18 protein-coding genes and 1 pseudogene are annotated in these 16,013 nt (G+C 38.5%); 6 read left to right on the top strand and 13 right to left on the bottom strand.

The genetic code is table 11. The features are described from left to right. Together ACYQ21_RS07675 and ACYQ21_RS07680 are read right to left on the bottom strand one after the other, a co-directional pair. Positions 1–193, bottom strand: a pseudogene (locus tag ACYQ21_RS07675) (BsaA family SipW-dependent biofilm matrix protein); the annotation flags it as partial. 442 nt (positions 194–635) lie between these two features. Continuing rightward, a complete protein-coding gene (locus tag ACYQ21_RS07680; protein ID WP_460057195.1) occupies positions 636–3,002 on the bottom strand; it encodes a YhgE/Pip family protein in 2,367 nt (788 codons plus the stop codon). A 280-nt stretch (positions 3,003–3,282) separates the two neighbouring features. Here ACYQ21_RS07680 and ACYQ21_RS07685 point away from each other — a divergent pair, with 280 nt between their 5' ends. Further along, positions 3,283–3,819, top strand: coding sequence for a TetR/AcrR family transcriptional regulator (locus ACYQ21_RS07685; protein WP_460057197.1), 537 nt, complete (start codon positions 3,283–3,285; stop codon positions 3,817–3,819). 16 nt (positions 3,820–3,835) lie between these two features. Here the strand turns inward: ACYQ21_RS07685 and ACYQ21_RS07690 are convergent, their stop codons facing one another. The 9 genes from ACYQ21_RS07690 to ACYQ21_RS07730 form a co-directional block, all read right to left on the bottom strand. Next, a complete protein-coding gene (locus ACYQ21_RS07690; RefSeq protein WP_460057199.1) occupies positions 3,836–4,432 on the bottom strand; it encodes a 3'-5' exonuclease in 597 nt (198 codons plus the stop codon). 127 nt (positions 4,433–4,559) lie between these two features. Further along, positions 4,560–5,213: a phosphate signaling complex protein PhoU gene (phoU, locus tag ACYQ21_RS07695; RefSeq protein ID WP_460057201.1), complete on the bottom strand. Its 654-nt coding sequence runs from the start codon at positions 5,211–5,213 to the stop codon at positions 4,560–4,562. A 63-nt stretch (positions 5,214–5,276) separates the two neighbouring features. Further along, on the bottom strand, positions 5,277–6,035 hold the full coding sequence (gene pstB, locus ACYQ21_RS07700; RefSeq protein WP_460057203.1) for a phosphate ABC transporter ATP-binding protein PstB: 759 nt from the start codon (positions 6,033–6,035) through the stop codon (positions 5,277–5,279). A gap of 80 nt (positions 6,036–6,115) precedes the next feature. Next, positions 6,116–6,919, bottom strand: coding sequence for a phosphate ABC transporter ATP-binding protein PstB (pstB, locus tag ACYQ21_RS07705; RefSeq protein WP_460057206.1), 804 nt, complete (start codon positions 6,917–6,919; stop codon positions 6,116–6,118). 49 nt (positions 6,920–6,968) lie between these two features. Next, entirely contained in the window at positions 6,969–7,388 is a 420-nt protein-coding gene (locus ACYQ21_RS07710) for a hypothetical protein (RefSeq protein ID WP_460057208.1), read from the bottom strand. Between the two features lie 14 nt (positions 7,389–7,402). Further along, positions 7,403–8,290 carry a phosphate ABC transporter permease PstA gene (gene pstA, locus ACYQ21_RS07715; protein ID WP_460057210.1) on the bottom strand — a complete coding sequence of 296 codons (888 nt, stop codon included), beginning with the start codon at positions 8,288–8,290 and terminating at the stop codon, positions 7,403–7,405. Further along, a complete protein-coding gene (gene pstC, locus ACYQ21_RS07720) occupies positions 8,290–9,213 on the bottom strand; it encodes a phosphate ABC transporter permease subunit PstC (RefSeq protein WP_460057212.1) in 924 nt (307 codons plus the stop codon). Before pstC ends, pstA begins: the two co-directional genes overlap by 1 nt. Before the next feature lie 82 nt (positions 9,214–9,295). Continuing rightward, positions 9,296–10,156, bottom strand: coding sequence for a phosphate ABC transporter substrate-binding protein PstS (locus ACYQ21_RS07725; protein WP_460057214.1), 861 nt, complete (start codon positions 10,154–10,156; stop codon positions 9,296–9,298). A gap of 178 nt (positions 10,157–10,334) precedes the next feature. Continuing rightward, a complete protein-coding gene (locus tag ACYQ21_RS07730) occupies positions 10,335–11,210 on the bottom strand; it encodes a phosphate ABC transporter substrate-binding protein (RefSeq protein ID WP_460057217.1) in 876 nt (291 codons plus the stop codon). A 363-nt stretch (positions 11,211–11,573) separates the two neighbouring features. Here ACYQ21_RS07730 and ACYQ21_RS07735 point away from each other — a divergent pair, with 363 nt between their 5' ends. The 5 genes from ACYQ21_RS07735 (at position 11,574) to ACYQ21_RS07755 (ending at position 13,680) form a co-directional block, all read left to right on the top strand. Next, a complete protein-coding gene (locus ACYQ21_RS07735; RefSeq protein WP_460057220.1) occupies positions 11,574–11,897 on the top strand; it encodes a hypothetical protein in 324 nt (107 codons plus the stop codon). 24 nt (positions 11,898–11,921) lie between these two features. Beyond that, positions 11,922–12,080 (top strand): hypothetical protein, encoded by a 159-nt coding sequence (locus ACYQ21_RS07740; RefSeq protein WP_460057223.1) that lies wholly within the window; start codon positions 11,922–11,924, stop codon positions 12,078–12,080. A 62-nt stretch (positions 12,081–12,142) separates the two neighbouring features. Beyond that, positions 12,143–12,481 carry a hypothetical protein gene (locus ACYQ21_RS07745; RefSeq protein ID WP_460057225.1) on the top strand — a complete coding sequence of 113 codons (339 nt, stop codon included), beginning with the start codon at positions 12,143–12,145 and terminating at the stop codon, positions 12,479–12,481. A 42-nt stretch (positions 12,482–12,523) separates the two neighbouring features. Continuing rightward, positions 12,524–13,441: a glycosyltransferase family protein gene (locus ACYQ21_RS07750; RefSeq protein WP_460057227.1), complete on the top strand. Its 918-nt coding sequence runs from the start codon at positions 12,524–12,526 to the stop codon at positions 13,439–13,441. A 2-nt stretch (positions 13,442–13,443) separates the two neighbouring features. Next, on the top strand, positions 13,444–13,680 hold the full coding sequence (locus tag ACYQ21_RS07755; RefSeq protein WP_460057230.1) for a helix-turn-helix transcriptional regulator: 237 nt from the start codon (positions 13,444–13,446) through the stop codon (positions 13,678–13,680). Positions 13,681–14,195: 515 nt separating this feature from the next. Here the strand turns inward: ACYQ21_RS07755 and ACYQ21_RS07760 are convergent. After that, a complete protein-coding gene (locus ACYQ21_RS07760; RefSeq protein WP_460057232.1) occupies positions 14,196–15,233 on the bottom strand; it encodes an ABC transporter substrate-binding protein in 1,038 nt (345 codons plus the stop codon). Positions 15,234–15,251: 18 nt separating this feature from the next. Continuing rightward, positions 15,252–16,013, bottom strand: coding sequence for an ABC transporter ATP-binding protein (locus ACYQ21_RS07765; protein ID WP_460057234.1), 762 nt, complete (start codon positions 16,011–16,013; stop codon positions 15,252–15,254).

Genomic DNA, 16,013 nt, shown 5'->3' on the forward strand with positions numbered 1-16,013 from the left:
CTTCTTGACCTTTCAGCCAATCTGTGATTGGCACAAAGTCCTCGACCAAGGTCACGTCATTTTCTCTGAAGGTATTACTGAGTTCATTGGTCTTATGCTGGTTTTGGCTTTGCCAAGCATAAGTACTTCCCAGTAAGAGCAGGGTTGCGGCGGCAGCACCTGCGGCGGCCTTCTTCTTCTGATTTACCATCATTTACTTCTCCTTAAAATTTTTTTCTTTTTAACGCAAAAACGGTATGTAGATTAAAGTCAGATTAAACCTCTGAGATTAATCAACATACCGTTTTAAGAGTCGTCAAAAAAAACTTCGGCAGCCATTAAATGTCTGTCTGTCTGTCTGTCTGTCTGTCTGTCTGTCTGTCTGTCTGTCTGTCTGTCTGTCTGTCTGTCTGTCTGAGCATACGCTGTTTTCTCCTTTCTGTCAAGTGTTTACCTCGATAATTTTATTAAATCAATTAATATCCCTTGTTATTTATTAGACGTATCCCTTTTTATTATTTTAATTTTACCATAATAACTTTAATATTTAAAACAAAATACTCATTTTTCATTTAAAAGATAACTGAAAGTTAAAAGAACGCCTGAAAGTAGGGGCTTCAGGCGGTTCTAGTATTTAATTTTAGTGAGACTTAAAGTCAAGCCTCCTTTTTGTTACCAACGAAAGCTAAGAGCACTACTGAGACGATTGACAAAACGAGGAGAATCCCGACGTCTTGACCAATGTGTCCTGTTAACGATATCACTTGTCTGAACCCTGTGACAGCATAAGTCATTGGCATCCAAGGATTGATTTTTTGGAAGAAGTGACTTGTCAGGGCAAGTGGATAAGTGCCTGCACTGGCTGCTAATTGTAACAAAAGTAGAATCAGCATGAGGAAAGCACCCGGTTTGCCTAACCAAGTATTAAAGAAAGTGACAATAAACATGAAGGTAAAGGCAACCAGTATCGTAAAACCAAACATGGTCAATTCATGGTTGGCTGATAAGCCTAACATGTGGACTGCGAAATAAACTAGCACACCTTCGCCAACAGCAATCACACCATTGACAGCCAATTTACCAAGAATGTAATCACGGCGATTTTTCGCCTTTTCACCTGATATAGACCCCGCAATAATCATATTTGTCGCAACTGCACCGACAAACAAGGCAACAGACATCATGTAGGGTGTCATCCCAACGCCATTTTTAGGGGAATTGTCTTTGTCAGCATGCGTAATATTCAACGGACTTGCAATCTTTTCAGCATTATTTGGGTCGGTTTGATTGGCAGCGAGTTTTGTTCTCGCTTCACCCAGCCCAGCGGCTAATGTACTTGCACCATTTTGAAGCGTTCCGATACCAGTCGTTAAAGTATTCGCACCAGTTGCTAACTGAGTTGAACCATTTGAAACTTGGCCTGCACCGTTTGCTAACTGTCCTGAACCTTCTAGTAATTTAGCTGAATTTTGATTTAATTGGTTAGCCCCAGTCGCAAGCTGAACAGCACCTGCTGTAAGTTGAGCATTGTTGCTGACCAAGGTTTGTGCACCTGTGTTTAATTGTGCTGTCGCTGCGCTAAACTGTGAAATGCCTGTTGTTAATTGATTTTTGAGCAAGGCAGTTCCTGTGCTGACTTTTTGTGCACTCGGTAAAAGGTGTGTCTCGAGAGCAGTTTTGGCTACTGTTAAGCCTGATGTTAACTCAGTGAGCGCTTGATTAGCACCTAGCAAGGCGATGCGACTTACCCCCGCGATTTGGGCAATGACTGCTTTATTGGCATCTTGGGCAGTTTTCAAGGCTGTGAGTTGTGTCTGTAAATCAGCCATAGCAGTTGATAGTGTAGTCAAGTCATTCGGGTCAACCGTTATCAATCCTTCAAGTGTTTGTTGTTCTGCAGTAGACGCATTTTTATAGGCATCCGTTTCCTTAAGTCTTGTTAATTTTGTTGCTTGGTCTGCTTGCATTTTTTGGAAGCTTGTACCGATAGTGATTAAATCTTGTGTTAAACTGTCTGGAATCACCGCATTTTGAACACTTTGATTGTAAGCTTGAATGCCATTATTAAGTGGTACTAATCCTTTTAATAGCTCATCTATTTTTTCTTGTTTGTCAGAAGATATCGTCATCCCTTGAGAAAGCTCACTCAGGCCATTACTTAAAGCTACACTGCCGTTGACTAATTGATCAATATCATTGAGTTTTTCAGATAATTGAGTTGTTGCACCATTCAGTTGACTGTTACCGTTGGCGACTTGTGTTGCACCGTTGGTGTAGTTAGTGACGGCTTGTGATAACTTCTGAGCGCCATTAGACAGGCTTGTGACCCCTGCTGTGTATTGATTAAGTCCTATATTTAAGGTTTCGGCACCGTCTTTAAAGGTCAAACTTGATGTTGAGAGTTTGTCTAAGTTAGTCACGATTTGCTTAGCACCCGATTTTAACTCGCCACTCCCATTGATCAACTGATTACTACCATCTGATGCTTGTGTGACACCCTCTGATAAGGTTGTCAGGTTTTCAAAAATCGTTTTCGTGTAAGTTTTGGTGATATTTTCGGAAACTTTTGCTTTGAGCTTTTCCATAGCAGAGTCACTCATTTTGCTGGCAATAAAATTATGCCCAACAGATGTCTGGTAGCGAATCACGGCACTGGTCGGAGTGTTACTGACAAGACTGCCAACATTTTTTGAGAAGTCACTGGGAATCGTGATTTGCATATAATACGTGTCATCTTTGAGACCTTTTTGAGCAGTTTTCTCACTCACAAAATGGTAATCTAAATCACGACTTTTGCCTAATTCATCGACCAAGTCGTCGCCCAGATTAACCGATTTACCGTTAATTGCCCCTGATTGATCTTGATTGACAACAGCCACAGGTAAGTCTGATATTTTACCGTAGGGATCCCACATAGAACTGAGGAATATCAGATTATAAAGTGCCGGTATCGTTGCCAGTGCAACAATCACAACAATGAAAAATTTATTTTTTAAAATTGCCTGCCATTCTTTTTTGATCATGCCTATCTCCTCTGAGTTTATTTTAATTGAATTTCTAGCTAACTTCTTAGGAAAAAAGTTATTTTCCGAACCTGCGCAAGCACAGATTACTAAAATCCTATTTTTTTATAGAAGTTTACGACTGTGTCCTATCGCTTTCAATATCTTAATTTTTTAGACACCTTGTCTTTCTTTATCTTTTTTATTATAATACTTGTAGATGAGATAGCAAGTATTTGATACAAAAAATAGACACTCTGTTCATTATTGTTTTAAAAAATAAATAGAAAAGGTTTTCAGCATGACTGATATTAGAATTAAAAAAACCCGACAGGCAATCGAAATGGCAATGAGCGATTTACTCAAAGAAAAAACGTTTGACCAAATCACAACAACGGAATTGGTCAAACGTGCTGGCATCAGTCGCTCTAGCTTCTACACGCATTATCAAGATAAATATGCGATGATTGACCAGTATCAGCGTGTCTTCTTTGCCAAAGTCGAGACGATTTTTGATCAAAATGGCAATAATGTTCGCAATGCCATCTTTGAAATTTTTGATTTTCTCTATCAAGAGTCTGTATTATCAGCCTTGCTTTCTGAAAATGGCACGCGGGAGATTCATATCTATCTGCGGCAAAAATTGAAAACCCTATTAAAAACAGTCATGCCATCACATTTAGGGTATCAAAAATTGGATTTGATTAGGATTGACTACCAAACGACCTATTCTGCCCATGCTATTTTCGGGATGGTTCAATTGTGGATCAAACGTGGCAAAAAAGAAAGTCCGCGAGAAATCACGGACACTTTGATTGCTATTGGTGGGCACTTCTAATTCACTATCTACTCATTTAAAATAAACCAGCCAAACCAGCAAAGGGATTATCGTCAGCGTTAATCTCTTTTTCGTTTTGCTTACTTAACAGTTTTTCAGCTTCTTGCGTGTCTTTCATGGCCTCATAAACACGCGCCGTCATTCTCGCATCAGCTAAGGCATTGTGCGCATTTTTCTCAGCGACGTTAAAAAATTCAGCTATAGATTTTAACTGGAAGTTCTTCATGCCATGCAGTTTATTGTCGCGCATGCTATCAGCGATTTCATAGACGTCTAAAGCATAAGCATCGGTTAAATCGAGACCATTCGCGAGTAATATCGGAAGGTCGGATTTATTGGCATTATAGCCGATAACAGGTAAGTCGCCAATAAAAATTTTCAAGTCTGATAAGACGGTTTCTGCCTTCTCTGCCGTCAAAACCTTTTCTTGTGTAATGCCTGTCAAGCCGACAACAAAAGAGTTCAATGGGACATCTGAGTAAACAAAAGCATCGAAATCTGCCGTTTCAGTGCCATTATCAAAGCAAACTGCCGACACTTGAATCAGATGCTCGACATCATTCACTGTGTTAAATTCCAAGTCAAATGCGACGTACTTTTCTAAACTTTCCATTTTTACCTCATCTTCTCAGTTTTTCGTTCGGTCATCTGTGGCTAAACTAACCTTTTTAATACATATTCTACCATAATTCAGTCGAAATTGTGGGAAGCAAAAAAAGCACCGAAATGCTTTTTAGAGTTTACAACTCAACAATCTTACCAGTTTTCAGATAGACAATCCACTCGCAGAGGTTTTTAGCGTAGTCACTGATCCGTTTCAAGTACATGGTGGTCAACAAGTAATCTTTACCTGTCGTAATCGTCTCTTTGTTTTCTTCCATGGCTGATAGGGTCTTGTTTTGAATTTCACCATACATCTGATTAACTGTGTCATCCCAGTTGGCAATTTCACGCGCGCGTTCAGCATCGCCTTGGATATAGGCATTGAGCGACGCATCTACGATAGATTTTACCCGTTCGCCCATGAGTGAAATATCTGCCTCAACGACATGAATCCGTTCTTCACCTTTGAGACTAATCGTCGCTTTGGCGATAGAGACGGCGTGGTCGCCCATGCGTTCCAAGTCTGATGAAGCTTTCAGCACAGTAATAATCGTCCGCAAATCATGTGAAACAGGTTGCTGTAAAGCAATCATTTCTAATGATTTGGTCTCCAATTTTGTTTCCTGATCATTGATTTGTTGATCAGCTTCAATCACATCTTCTGCCAAATCACGATCGTGACTGACAAAGGCACGAACAGCTCGATTGACCTGAGCTGAGACTTGTGTCCCCATCGAATAAAATTGGTTGTGTAGCTTATTCAGTTCTTCTTCAAATTGTGTTCTTAACATATCATTCCTTTCTTAATAGGTCTTTTAGACAAGTTTTTAAGTCAGCGTATGATGATACAACGCTCAACCAAATTTACCCGTCACATAATCCGATGTTGACTGTTCTTTTGGATCCAAGAAAATTTTCTTAGTTTTATCGTACTCGATCAGTTCACCATTTAAGAAAAAGGCTGTCCGATCAGAAATTCGACTAGCTTGTTGCATTGAGTGTGTCACGATTAAAATCGTATATCTCTCTTTTAAGTCTAACAGCATGGTCTCAATTTTACCAGAAGAAATTGGATCGAGTGCGGATGTCGGCTCATCTAGCAAGAGAATATCAGGATTGACAGCTAGAACCCGAGCAATACAAACACGCTGCTGCTGACCACCTGAAAGACCAAGCGCTGAACTATGCAGCTTATCCTTGACCTCATCCCAAATATTAGCAGCTTTGAGTGATTCTTCTACTGCTTCATCTAAAATCGCCTTGTCCTTTATGCCTTTGAGCCGCAAGCCATAAATCACATTTTCATAAATAGAGAAAGGAAAGGGATTAGGTTGTTGGAAAACCATGCCGATTTCCTTACGCAGCTCAACCATATCCGTTTTTGGGCTATAAATATCGCCATCTTTATACATGATTTTACCCGTCACTTTAGCTGAGGGCACCAAATCATTCATTCGGTTAATTGAGCGCAAAAGTGTCGATTTTCCTGAGCCAGATGGCCCAATTAAGGCAGTAATCTCGCTCGGATAAAAAGCCATGTTGATATCAAATAGTGATTGCTTCTTGCCATAGAAAAGCGATAAATCTTTCACTTGTAAAATAGGTTCTGTCATAATGTTTCCTTAATCTTTTTGGTCAGACGCATTGATAGTAGATCGACATCTTAAAGCCTTCAACCATGCGACCTAACATTTTAACCGAAATGTCCTGATACATAATCCCCAGTAGATTTGAGCTCAGGGCGCGTAAAGATTTTCGATGTCTTATCGTACTCGATGAGATCGCCTGAATAGAAAAATCCAGTGTAGTCACTTGCACGCGCCGCTTGCTGCATATTGTGCGTCACGATAATGATCGTATAATTTTCCTTGAGTGCCATCATCGTTTCTTCAAGCTGCATCGTTGAAATCGGATCTAGCGCTGATGCTGGCTCGTCCATCAATAAAATATCTGGCTTAACCGCAATCGCACGTGCGATACACAAACGCTGTTGCTGACCACCTGAGAGCGCCAGAGCAGACTTGTCTAAATCATCCTTGACCTGTTCCCAAAGTGCTGCTTGTTTCAAAGCAGTTTCAACTGCCTCATCTAAGATTTTCTTATCCTTAATGCCTTGGCGTTCCAAGGCAAAGGTAATATTGCGATAAATCGATTTTGAAAAAGGGTTGGGCCGTTGGAAAACCATGCCGATGTGTTTGCGCATTTCATAAACGTTGACGTTTTGTTTGTTGACATCAACGCCTTGATAGTTAATCTCGCCTGTGACTTTTGCAATGGCAATCGTATCATTCATGCGATTGAGACTACGCAGATACGTTGATTTACCAGAGCCAGAAGGGCCAATCAAAGCGGTGATTTTATTTTTTTCGAACTTCATATCAATTCCCTTGATAGATTCGTTGTTGCCATAAAAAACGTGTAAATCTTTCGTTTCAAGGGCGATTTCACGACCATCAAGGCCGATGATATGACGTTCTTGCCAATCATAAGTTGCCATTTTTTCCTACTCTCTTTATATTTTACAAATTAAATGGTTCGTTTAAAACCTATGGTACATAAAAATCTATATCAATTTGTAACACTGGCTTTGGAAAATTTTTAGGTTTAAAAGAAATCTGATTTGTAAGACTAATTTCAAATCCCTCACTTATTTTAAATGTTTCAACTACTTTTGAAAACTTCTTATCTAAGTAAGTTAATTCCTGACCAACAACATGATAAAATCCAAAATATCTAACTAGATTATCTTCAAAATCAATATCATAAACTTCAGTTGGCTTCGCAATATCAAGTCCTAAAGAATAAAAACATCCAACAACAGTTATTGGGAAATTTAGACTTGCCTTATAAAAATTACGACAGATATTACAATTACAAAGGAAATTATCTGGTAAATCCAAAATTGCTTCCTGTGTTCGTTGCTTATCATATTCAATTACCCAATCAGCAATTTTTTTCTTTTCCATTTTGTTTTCCTAAATTACGATGCTGTTAATTTGCTATGAATTTTCTTGCCGATAAAGCGTGCACCGAAATTAAACAAAAGCACAAAGATAATGAGGACAGCACTTGCACCTGCAGAGACTGCTGCGCCATCTGGTACAGTACCTTCACCATTGACTTTCCAGATGTGAACGGCCAATGTTTCTGCCTGACGGAAAATCGAAATGGGTGAGCTGACTGACATGGGATTCCAGTTTGACCAGTCAAGTGCTGGGGCAGATTGACCGGCTGTATAGATGAGCGCTGCTGCTTCCCCAAAGATACGACCAGATGACAAGACAACGCCTGTCACGATACCTGGCAAGGCTTCTGGTACAATCACGTGTAATACTGTTTCCCACCGCGACAAGCCCAGAGCTAAGGCACCTTCACGTTGCGTATGATGCACCGCTTTTAGCGATTCTTCGACATTACGCGTCATCAAAGGGAGGTTAAAGACGGTCAAGGCTAAAGCACCTGAGATAATCGAGAAACCATAGCCGAACTGCACAACAAAAATCAGGAAACCGAACAACCCAACGACTACTGACGGGAGTGAGCTCAAGATTTCAATTGATGTTCTAACCAAGTTAGTCACCCATGAATTTTGATTGGCATATTCAGATAAATAAATGCCCGCTCCAAGTGATAAGGGAAATGAAATAATCATCGTAATCACAAGTAAGAAGATACTGTTAAAGAGCTGAATACCAATCCCACCACCTGCTTCATAGGCTTTTGAGGGACTTGTCAAGAAATGCCAAGAAATATGCGGCAACCCTCGAACGAGAATATATAGCAATAAAGAGGCCAGAATGACAACGATAATACCAGAAATAACATAGAGGACACTTGTTGCCAATTTATCAACTTTTTTAGGATTCATTATAGGCTTCCTCTCTTCGCAATAGTGCGCATTCCGATGTTAAATAATAAAGACATGAGTAATAGAATTAGCGCGAGTGACCATAGGACATTATTTTGAACAGTGCCCATGATTGTATTTCCAATACCTTGCGTCAAGACAGAAGTCAGCGTTGACGCAGGTGATGTTAAACTTGTTGGCAAAATTGCGGCATTACCAACAACCATCTGAATGGCCAAGGCTTCACCAAAAGCTCTAGCCATACCAAATACAACAGCGGTTAGAATCCCAGGTGTTGCTGCACGTAGCAATACACGCCAAATTGTCTGCCACCGTGTTGCGCCTAATCCGAGTGAGGCTTCTTTATAAAAGCTAGGTACAGCTTTCATGGCATCCACTGTCATGGAGGTGACGGTTGGTAAAATCATAACAAAAAGGACGAAGATACCTGATAGAAGACCAAAACCAGTCCCTCCAAAGACACCGCGAATAGCTGGTACAACGACTGTCAAGCCGATAAAACCATAAACAACAGACGGAATGCCGACCAATAATTCAATAACTGGTTGCAATAATTTCGCGCCACGATTAGGGGAAATTTCTGTCATGAAAAGCGCAGCACCAATGGCGAAAGGTGTCGCCAGAACTGCAGACAAAATGGTTACAATCAGTGAGCCCGTAATCATCGGAAGCGCACCAACTAAAGGTTTACCATCAGGACCAAGCTCTGATGGATTCCAAGTCGTGCCAAACAAGAATTTGAAGGGGTTGATTTTGTCGACAAAAAAGGTTGAGAACCCTTTTTGTGCCACAAAGAAGAAAATCATGGCAACCACAAAGACAATCACAGCAATACAAAAGAAGGTAATTGTCTTGCCAAATTTCTCTAGTTGGGAATTTTTTGATTTAGAAAGTAACTTTTCTTGAATATTTTCTTTTTTCATTCGATTTAATTTCTATATTAAGTGTTGAGGGAATTAGGCATGCAAGCCTCATTACATCCCCTCATTTAAGAGTTAAGCAGTATTATTTTGTTGTGACACGACCATCAGCATCACGCTCCACGTGCATCTGATTAACAGAGATATACCCCATTTTTTGGACAAGACTGTCTTGAACTGCATCAGACAAGACGTAATCTAAAAATGTTTTTGTCAGGCTATTAGGTTGCCCTTTGGTATACATATGCTCATACGCCCAAATCGGCCAATTGTTATCAGCAACATTGGCCGTTGTCGGAGCGTAGCCATCAAGTGAAATTTTTGTCACTGATGTATCTATATTTGAAAAAGCAAGGTAGCTAATCGCACCTGGGGTTTGCGCAACAATAGATTTAACCATACCAGATGAATCTTGCTCTTGAGAGTTTTTGGCTGGTTTACCATCCATAATCCAACGTTCAAATGTTGAACGTGTACCAGAACCTGTAGCTCTATTGATCAAGACAATTTTCTGATCTTTACCGCCAACTTCTTTCCAGTTACTAATTTCACCAGTAAAAATTTGACGTAGCTGATCTGTTGTTAAAGTTTTAATGCCTACTTTTTTATTGACAATCGGTGCAATCCCTACGACTGCAACCTTATGATCAACCAATTTTTTAGCATCAATTCCATCTTTTTCTTCAGCGAATAAATCCGAGTTCCCAATTTGAACAGCGCCAGACTGGACTTGTGACAAGCCAGTTCCTGAACCACCCCCCTGAACATTAATAAATTTACCTGGATTTTCTTGGGCAAATGTTTCAGCAGCAGACTCAACTAAAGGCTGTAAGGCACTAGATCCTACAGCCGTAATTGATTCACCTTTGTCTATCCACTTGGCACAACCTGATAATGTCGCAAGGACCACCAAGGCTGAGGCCAAAAGTACTATCTTTCTCCTCATAACTCCTCCAAATCGTTCAATACTTCTATTTTAACATTTATGCCACGGATAAATGTAAATTTTGTGTAAAAACTTTGGAGGTTTTGCTATGTACCAGCAAATTTGACAGGTCAAATTTGCGTCGTTGATAAGTTATTGCTTTGAAACATGAACGATTTGAAGCATGAGTGAGTTGGAATTATTTGATTTTACCTTCTTGATCACGAGTTACTTTCATATCTTCGATAGAGAGGTAACCTAATTTTTCAAGGAGTGCTTTATTTTTTGTTACAGCAGTGATGAATTTTTCTTGACCATCTGTTGTGTTACCTTTTTCTGTATACATGTGCTCATAAGACCAGATTTTCCAGTCGTTTGTTGCAACATTTTTTTCAGTTGGTTTCACACCATCAAGTTCGAGTGCTTTAACGCTGTCTTTGATGTTTGAGAAGGCAACATAGCTAATCGCACCTGGTGTTTGTGATACCATTTGAACAACAGCACCTGATGAATCTTGTTCGCTTGCTTTAACAACTTGTGTGTTTTCAAGACCATATTTTTCAAAGTTAAAGCGTGTACCTGAACCTTCAGCACGGTTGATAACTGTAATGGCTTGATCTTGTCCACCGACTTCTTTCCAGTTCTTTACTTTGCCTGAGAAGATATCTTTAAGTTGAGCAGTTGTCAAACCATCAAGTTTGATGTCTTTATTAACAATTGGTGCAAAACCTACAACAGCAACTTTATGATCTTTAACTTTTTCTGCTAAGCTCGCATCTTTTTCTTCCGCGAAGAGGTCAGAATTCCCAATCTGAATCGCACCACTAGAAACTTGTGATAAACCAAGACCTGAGCCACCACCTTGAACAGTGATTTGTAGGTTAGTGTTTTCTTGTGTAAAGCTCTCAACATTAGCTTCTACTAAAGGCTGCAAGGCTGTTGAGCCTGCGACAGTGATTTTTTCTGCCTTAGCTGTTGACGATGAAGAAGATGTTGTGCCTGAAGATTTTTGTCCGCAAGCTGCGAGTGCAAAAAGTGAAACGGCTGCTGCTGCGATCAAAACTGATTTTTTCATGATTTTTTCCCTTTACAAGACCTAACACCCACCAAAATCAAAAACGCTCATCGCCCAAACTTGGATAGGCTTAGGCTAGCTGATTTCTCTTTTTAGTGTTTGTCATTATTTTTTATTTTTTGTAGGCACCATTGCCTTACAAAAATAATTATACCGCTGAAACACCAAATCTTGTGTAAAAGTTCCGACGATTTTTTGTAAAAATCATGTAAAAGAATGGTAAAAATAGGTTAAATTGTTTGTCCGTTATAATATTTCGCAACTACCAAATTATTGACAAAATGAAAGCACTATCATATACTTGACATATAAGATATGAGACGTCATATTCTTTGGGGCGCAAACTCACGTAAGGAGAATTATATGTTTTTTGTCACTAAAATGGATGATGGTGCTTATCTTGGGAGTATTTTAATCAATGCTAAAAGTCAAGGAAGCTATTTTAACAGCGCCAAAAAAGCCCTAAATCAAGAGTTTGGGGAAAATCAAGTTCAGTTCGTTACCTTGAATGACTTGTACGAGCAGCTTGGGAATACCGATACACAAGAAAAAATTTTGCTGTCAAAATATGCAAAGGCCTACAAAAAAGCAATCCTAAGCAAATATCCTTCCGCTACTATTGGTATCTATGAATTTGAAGAAGAAAAACCACTTCAACCTAGCCCGATATTTTGGGGAAATGATTAAACTAAAGAATAAACGAAGATAATAATGGAAAAACTAGTAAAAACGTTTAACAACAATAACTTTAAAGAGCTTACAACTGAAGAACTAATCGCAACTACAGGAGGGGCAACAAAACCCAAAAATCCTGGTGGTTCTGTCTGGAATGCCATCGGTGTAATTTTTAATACCTTGACAGGTAATTAAACAATGAAAAAGAGAAGAGCGCTCACTTCTCTTTTTTGCGCTTTTCTTTAATAGAGAATTTAATGTATAATAATTGGCTAACACAAGCTATTTTTTCAGTAGATAATCACGACAAATATAACCTACTCAAATTAGCGGCTGAAAAAATTGATTTAAAAAATCGGTACCAATATCACTTTCAAGATAAATCTAAAATTCAATTTTTAGACAAATTACTAGAACAAGTTAAAAGAGAACAAGAAAAACTCACAATAACTTTTGGTATCCTTGTCAAAAATCAAGAACACCGAATTACTGATGTCATCAACAGAGCGCTCCCTTACTGCAATCAACTCATTATTGTTGATACTGGCTCAACTGATAAAACCGTTGAAACGATTCAGCAAATAGATGATTTTTAAATTTCTTTATATTTCAAAAAATGGGTAGAAGATTTCTCTGAAATGCGTAATCATATTATCGAATTGAATGAAAATGATTGGTTGATTTTTGTTGATTCTGATGAATATATCTGTGATAATGGTCTGTCTCCCGAAAATTTAGCATCAATACTAGCATTGATGTCAATATTATCAGAAAATGATAATGTCGCTTTACAACTAAAAATTAAGAAACCTTTCCAAAATGGTCATACTTTGGCCGAAAGAGGTTTGAAAAAAGCTAGCTCTGCTAAATACTTCAATAAAATCCATGAAGAATTACAAGCTAATGATATTAAACATTTCAAAATAGACTTTATGGTAGAAAATCAGGGGACAACACCTGAAGAAATGGAAAAATTTGACAAAAAATCTCGTTACGAGAAATTGGTCAGAGAAATACTTGAAGAATCCCCACAAAATATTAAAATGCTTTTAAATTATCCTTTCCCAGAAGGTGATGTTAAAAAAAGTCAAGCATATTTGAACTTAATCAATCAAGTTATTTTGAAAAACCAAGCTTTAGGCTGGCATCAAGATAATTTTTTAGCGATTGATGATTTCCCAACTTTAACTCAAAAGTATATTATGGTACTTTTAAGTTTGGGAAACACGCTAGAAGTCATTCAAAAAACTACTATTTTACTCAGAACAACTCCTAACGACAATTTCATGCTCGCAATGCACTATTTTGCTGAATGGTCTTTACTTCAAGAGACATTTGAAACAAAATTATCTGAATTTCTTCAATGGTATAGTGAAATAGATATCACGACTTCCTTAGAAGAAAGTTTGATGACCAAGGACTTTGCTGTTGCTATCAAATATTTATTTAGTTTGCAAAAATTTGACGACGCAACTAAACTTACTAACGAAGTTAGCGATGTTACTGCTAAAACTCTGATAAAAGGTGAACTACATATTTTAGAAAAGAATTACTAAACATGACAAAACAAATCCGATTTAATCTCACTAAATTTCAACTATTTTTAGAAAAATTTACAATACTTGGTGAAAAAGAACTCTGCTCGATTATAGCTGGTGGACTTTCTGATGACCTACTTGACTATAGGATAAAATTTGCCTTGACTCAAGAACAATTAGCAAAAGAAATAGGTGTCAGTCGTCAAGCACTTTCAAAATGGGAACTAGGCACAGTCTACCTAAAAAAGACAAATTAAAAATGGTTACTAAAATCTTGCAGTTTGATAACCTAGCTATAACTCATTAAATTAAAGTACCCATTGCCTGTTTCAAACATCATCTAAAAGAGGTTGGGACAAAAGTCAGGAATTCCTTATTTTTGACAAATTTTGAAACTGAAAAACCGCATGAAATCAACGTTTCTAGAAACGCATTTCGTGCGGTTTTCGTATTTTGAAACTTTTGTCCCAGTCTCTTTTTTCGTATTGTTCGCTGAATGAATTTGAGTTTCTCACGAAAAATAACTTATTTTTACCGATTTCGTATTGTTTTGGCAAAAGAATTCCAATTTCGCACAAAAATGGCACTTTTCTTACCATGTTCGTATTGTTTTGCCAAAACAATGCGAAACCGGTAGGATTTTCAATGAACAATAATGTTGTCTTAAATTTTTTCGAAAATAACACAGAAATAGGCTATGGAGACTTTTGTCCCAGCCTCTTTTAGATTGAAGATAAACACACGATTCCTGCGTTTCTATCATTATAAAACATTATTTAACCAAATCAGGATACATTTCCTTAGCCAGTTGTTCAAAACCTTCAAGCGACTGGTAACTGTAACCAAATAGATAATTGTAATTCACAATATAAATTTGCTTGTTTTTAATGGCTTTCATATCGGATACTTTATCACTAGCCAATAAACCTTTGACCATTTTTTCAGCATTATCAGTATCATCCCATTTTGGCACAATGATGACATCGGGATTGCTTTCGATTAACTTCTCAATGCTGACTGTTCCTGTCGGAACATCATAGGCCTGTTTCAAGTTCAGAAGTTTAAACAGACTGAGTGAAAAGGTATCGCTAGTCAGCGAATAACCACTTATATCAGATGGATCATTTGAATGGAGATAAGCAAATGTTTGTGTCTTTTTGAGCTCACTGAGACTATCTTTCAAATTTGTTTCATGCGTCTTAAGTTCAGTTTTGAATTGTTCTGCCTTGTCCTTGACATCAAAAATTTTACCCAGATTATCAATATCATCATAAATTGAGTCAAAAGTCCCGCCGGTTATTGACGTTTTCATGATATAGGTTGGAATTTGCATCTCATTGAGCGCTTCAACCGTCCCAACACCCCACTCAGACTTTTCAAATAAATCACCACGCCCAAACACAAAGTCAGGATTGACAGAGAGTACTATTTCTTGCGGAATATAGCTCTCTCCGAGACTTTTCAGCTTGCCAAAAGCAGTTTCGACACTGACATCTTTCTCACCAAAAACGGCACCAACACCTGCGATTGATTTTTCAAGTCCCAAATGCAAAAGTAATTCAGCCATTGGTCGCGTATTGGCGACAACTCTTGTCGGTGCTTGCGTGAAAGTTTCCGTGATTTCTGGCCAGTCAGCGATGCCATTTGACTTGCTTCCTGCACCTTTGGCGTAATTTTTGATTGTCAAGGGATAGTTCGTTTGGTCACCTTGGTCTGACTCATTGACTGTATGAGTTGCTTTTTGATTGCCACAGCCTACCAAAGCTAATATTGTAATCGCTAATGTCACGAGTAGTCCTAATTTTTTCATTTCCTTTTTCTTTCTAGTTTAGATCGTATAATGAAATCCCATTTTTTTCGTAATCGGATTTTCATAGATTTGACACTGAACCTGATAAATTTCAGCGATTAACTCTTCTGTCAAGATGACCTCAGGTTTCCCTTGCGCGATGACTTCCCCATTTTTCAAGGCATAGATATAGTCACAATAGGACGCCGTCAAGGCCAAATCATGCAAGGCCACAAAGGTTGTAATATTAAGACCCTTAACCGCCGTCAAAATCTCCAACTGATAGCGAATATCCAGATGATTAGTCGGCTCATCCAGAATCATGACTTTGGGCTCTTGGGCAATGGTTCTGGCTAGAATCACCCGCTGCTTTTCCCCACCAGACAAGGAGATATAACTCCTGTCTTTGTAGTTCATCAAATTCGTTCTTAAAAGCGCCTCCTGTACGCGTTGGTAATCATAGAGATTGTCAGCTTCCATCATCTTTTTATGCGGTGTTCTGCCTAACAAAACCATCTGCTCAACTGTCAAGTCAAAATTCAGTTCATTAAACTGGCCTACCACACCCAGATGTTTTGCTACCTTTTTATTAGGCGAATTCAAAACATCAATATCATCTATATATATCGTCCCTTGTGTCGGGGCGATACTTTTGTAAATACTTCTTAACAATGTCGATTTGCCTGAACCATTGGCACCAATGAGACCGACTGTTTTTTGATCTGGTACTTCTAAGGAAACCCGACGCACAATCGACTGATGTGCCACTTCTATCTCAAGATTTCGAATGGATAATTTCAT

It is taken from the genome of Pseudolactococcus yaeyamensis, from assembly GCF_054658615.1.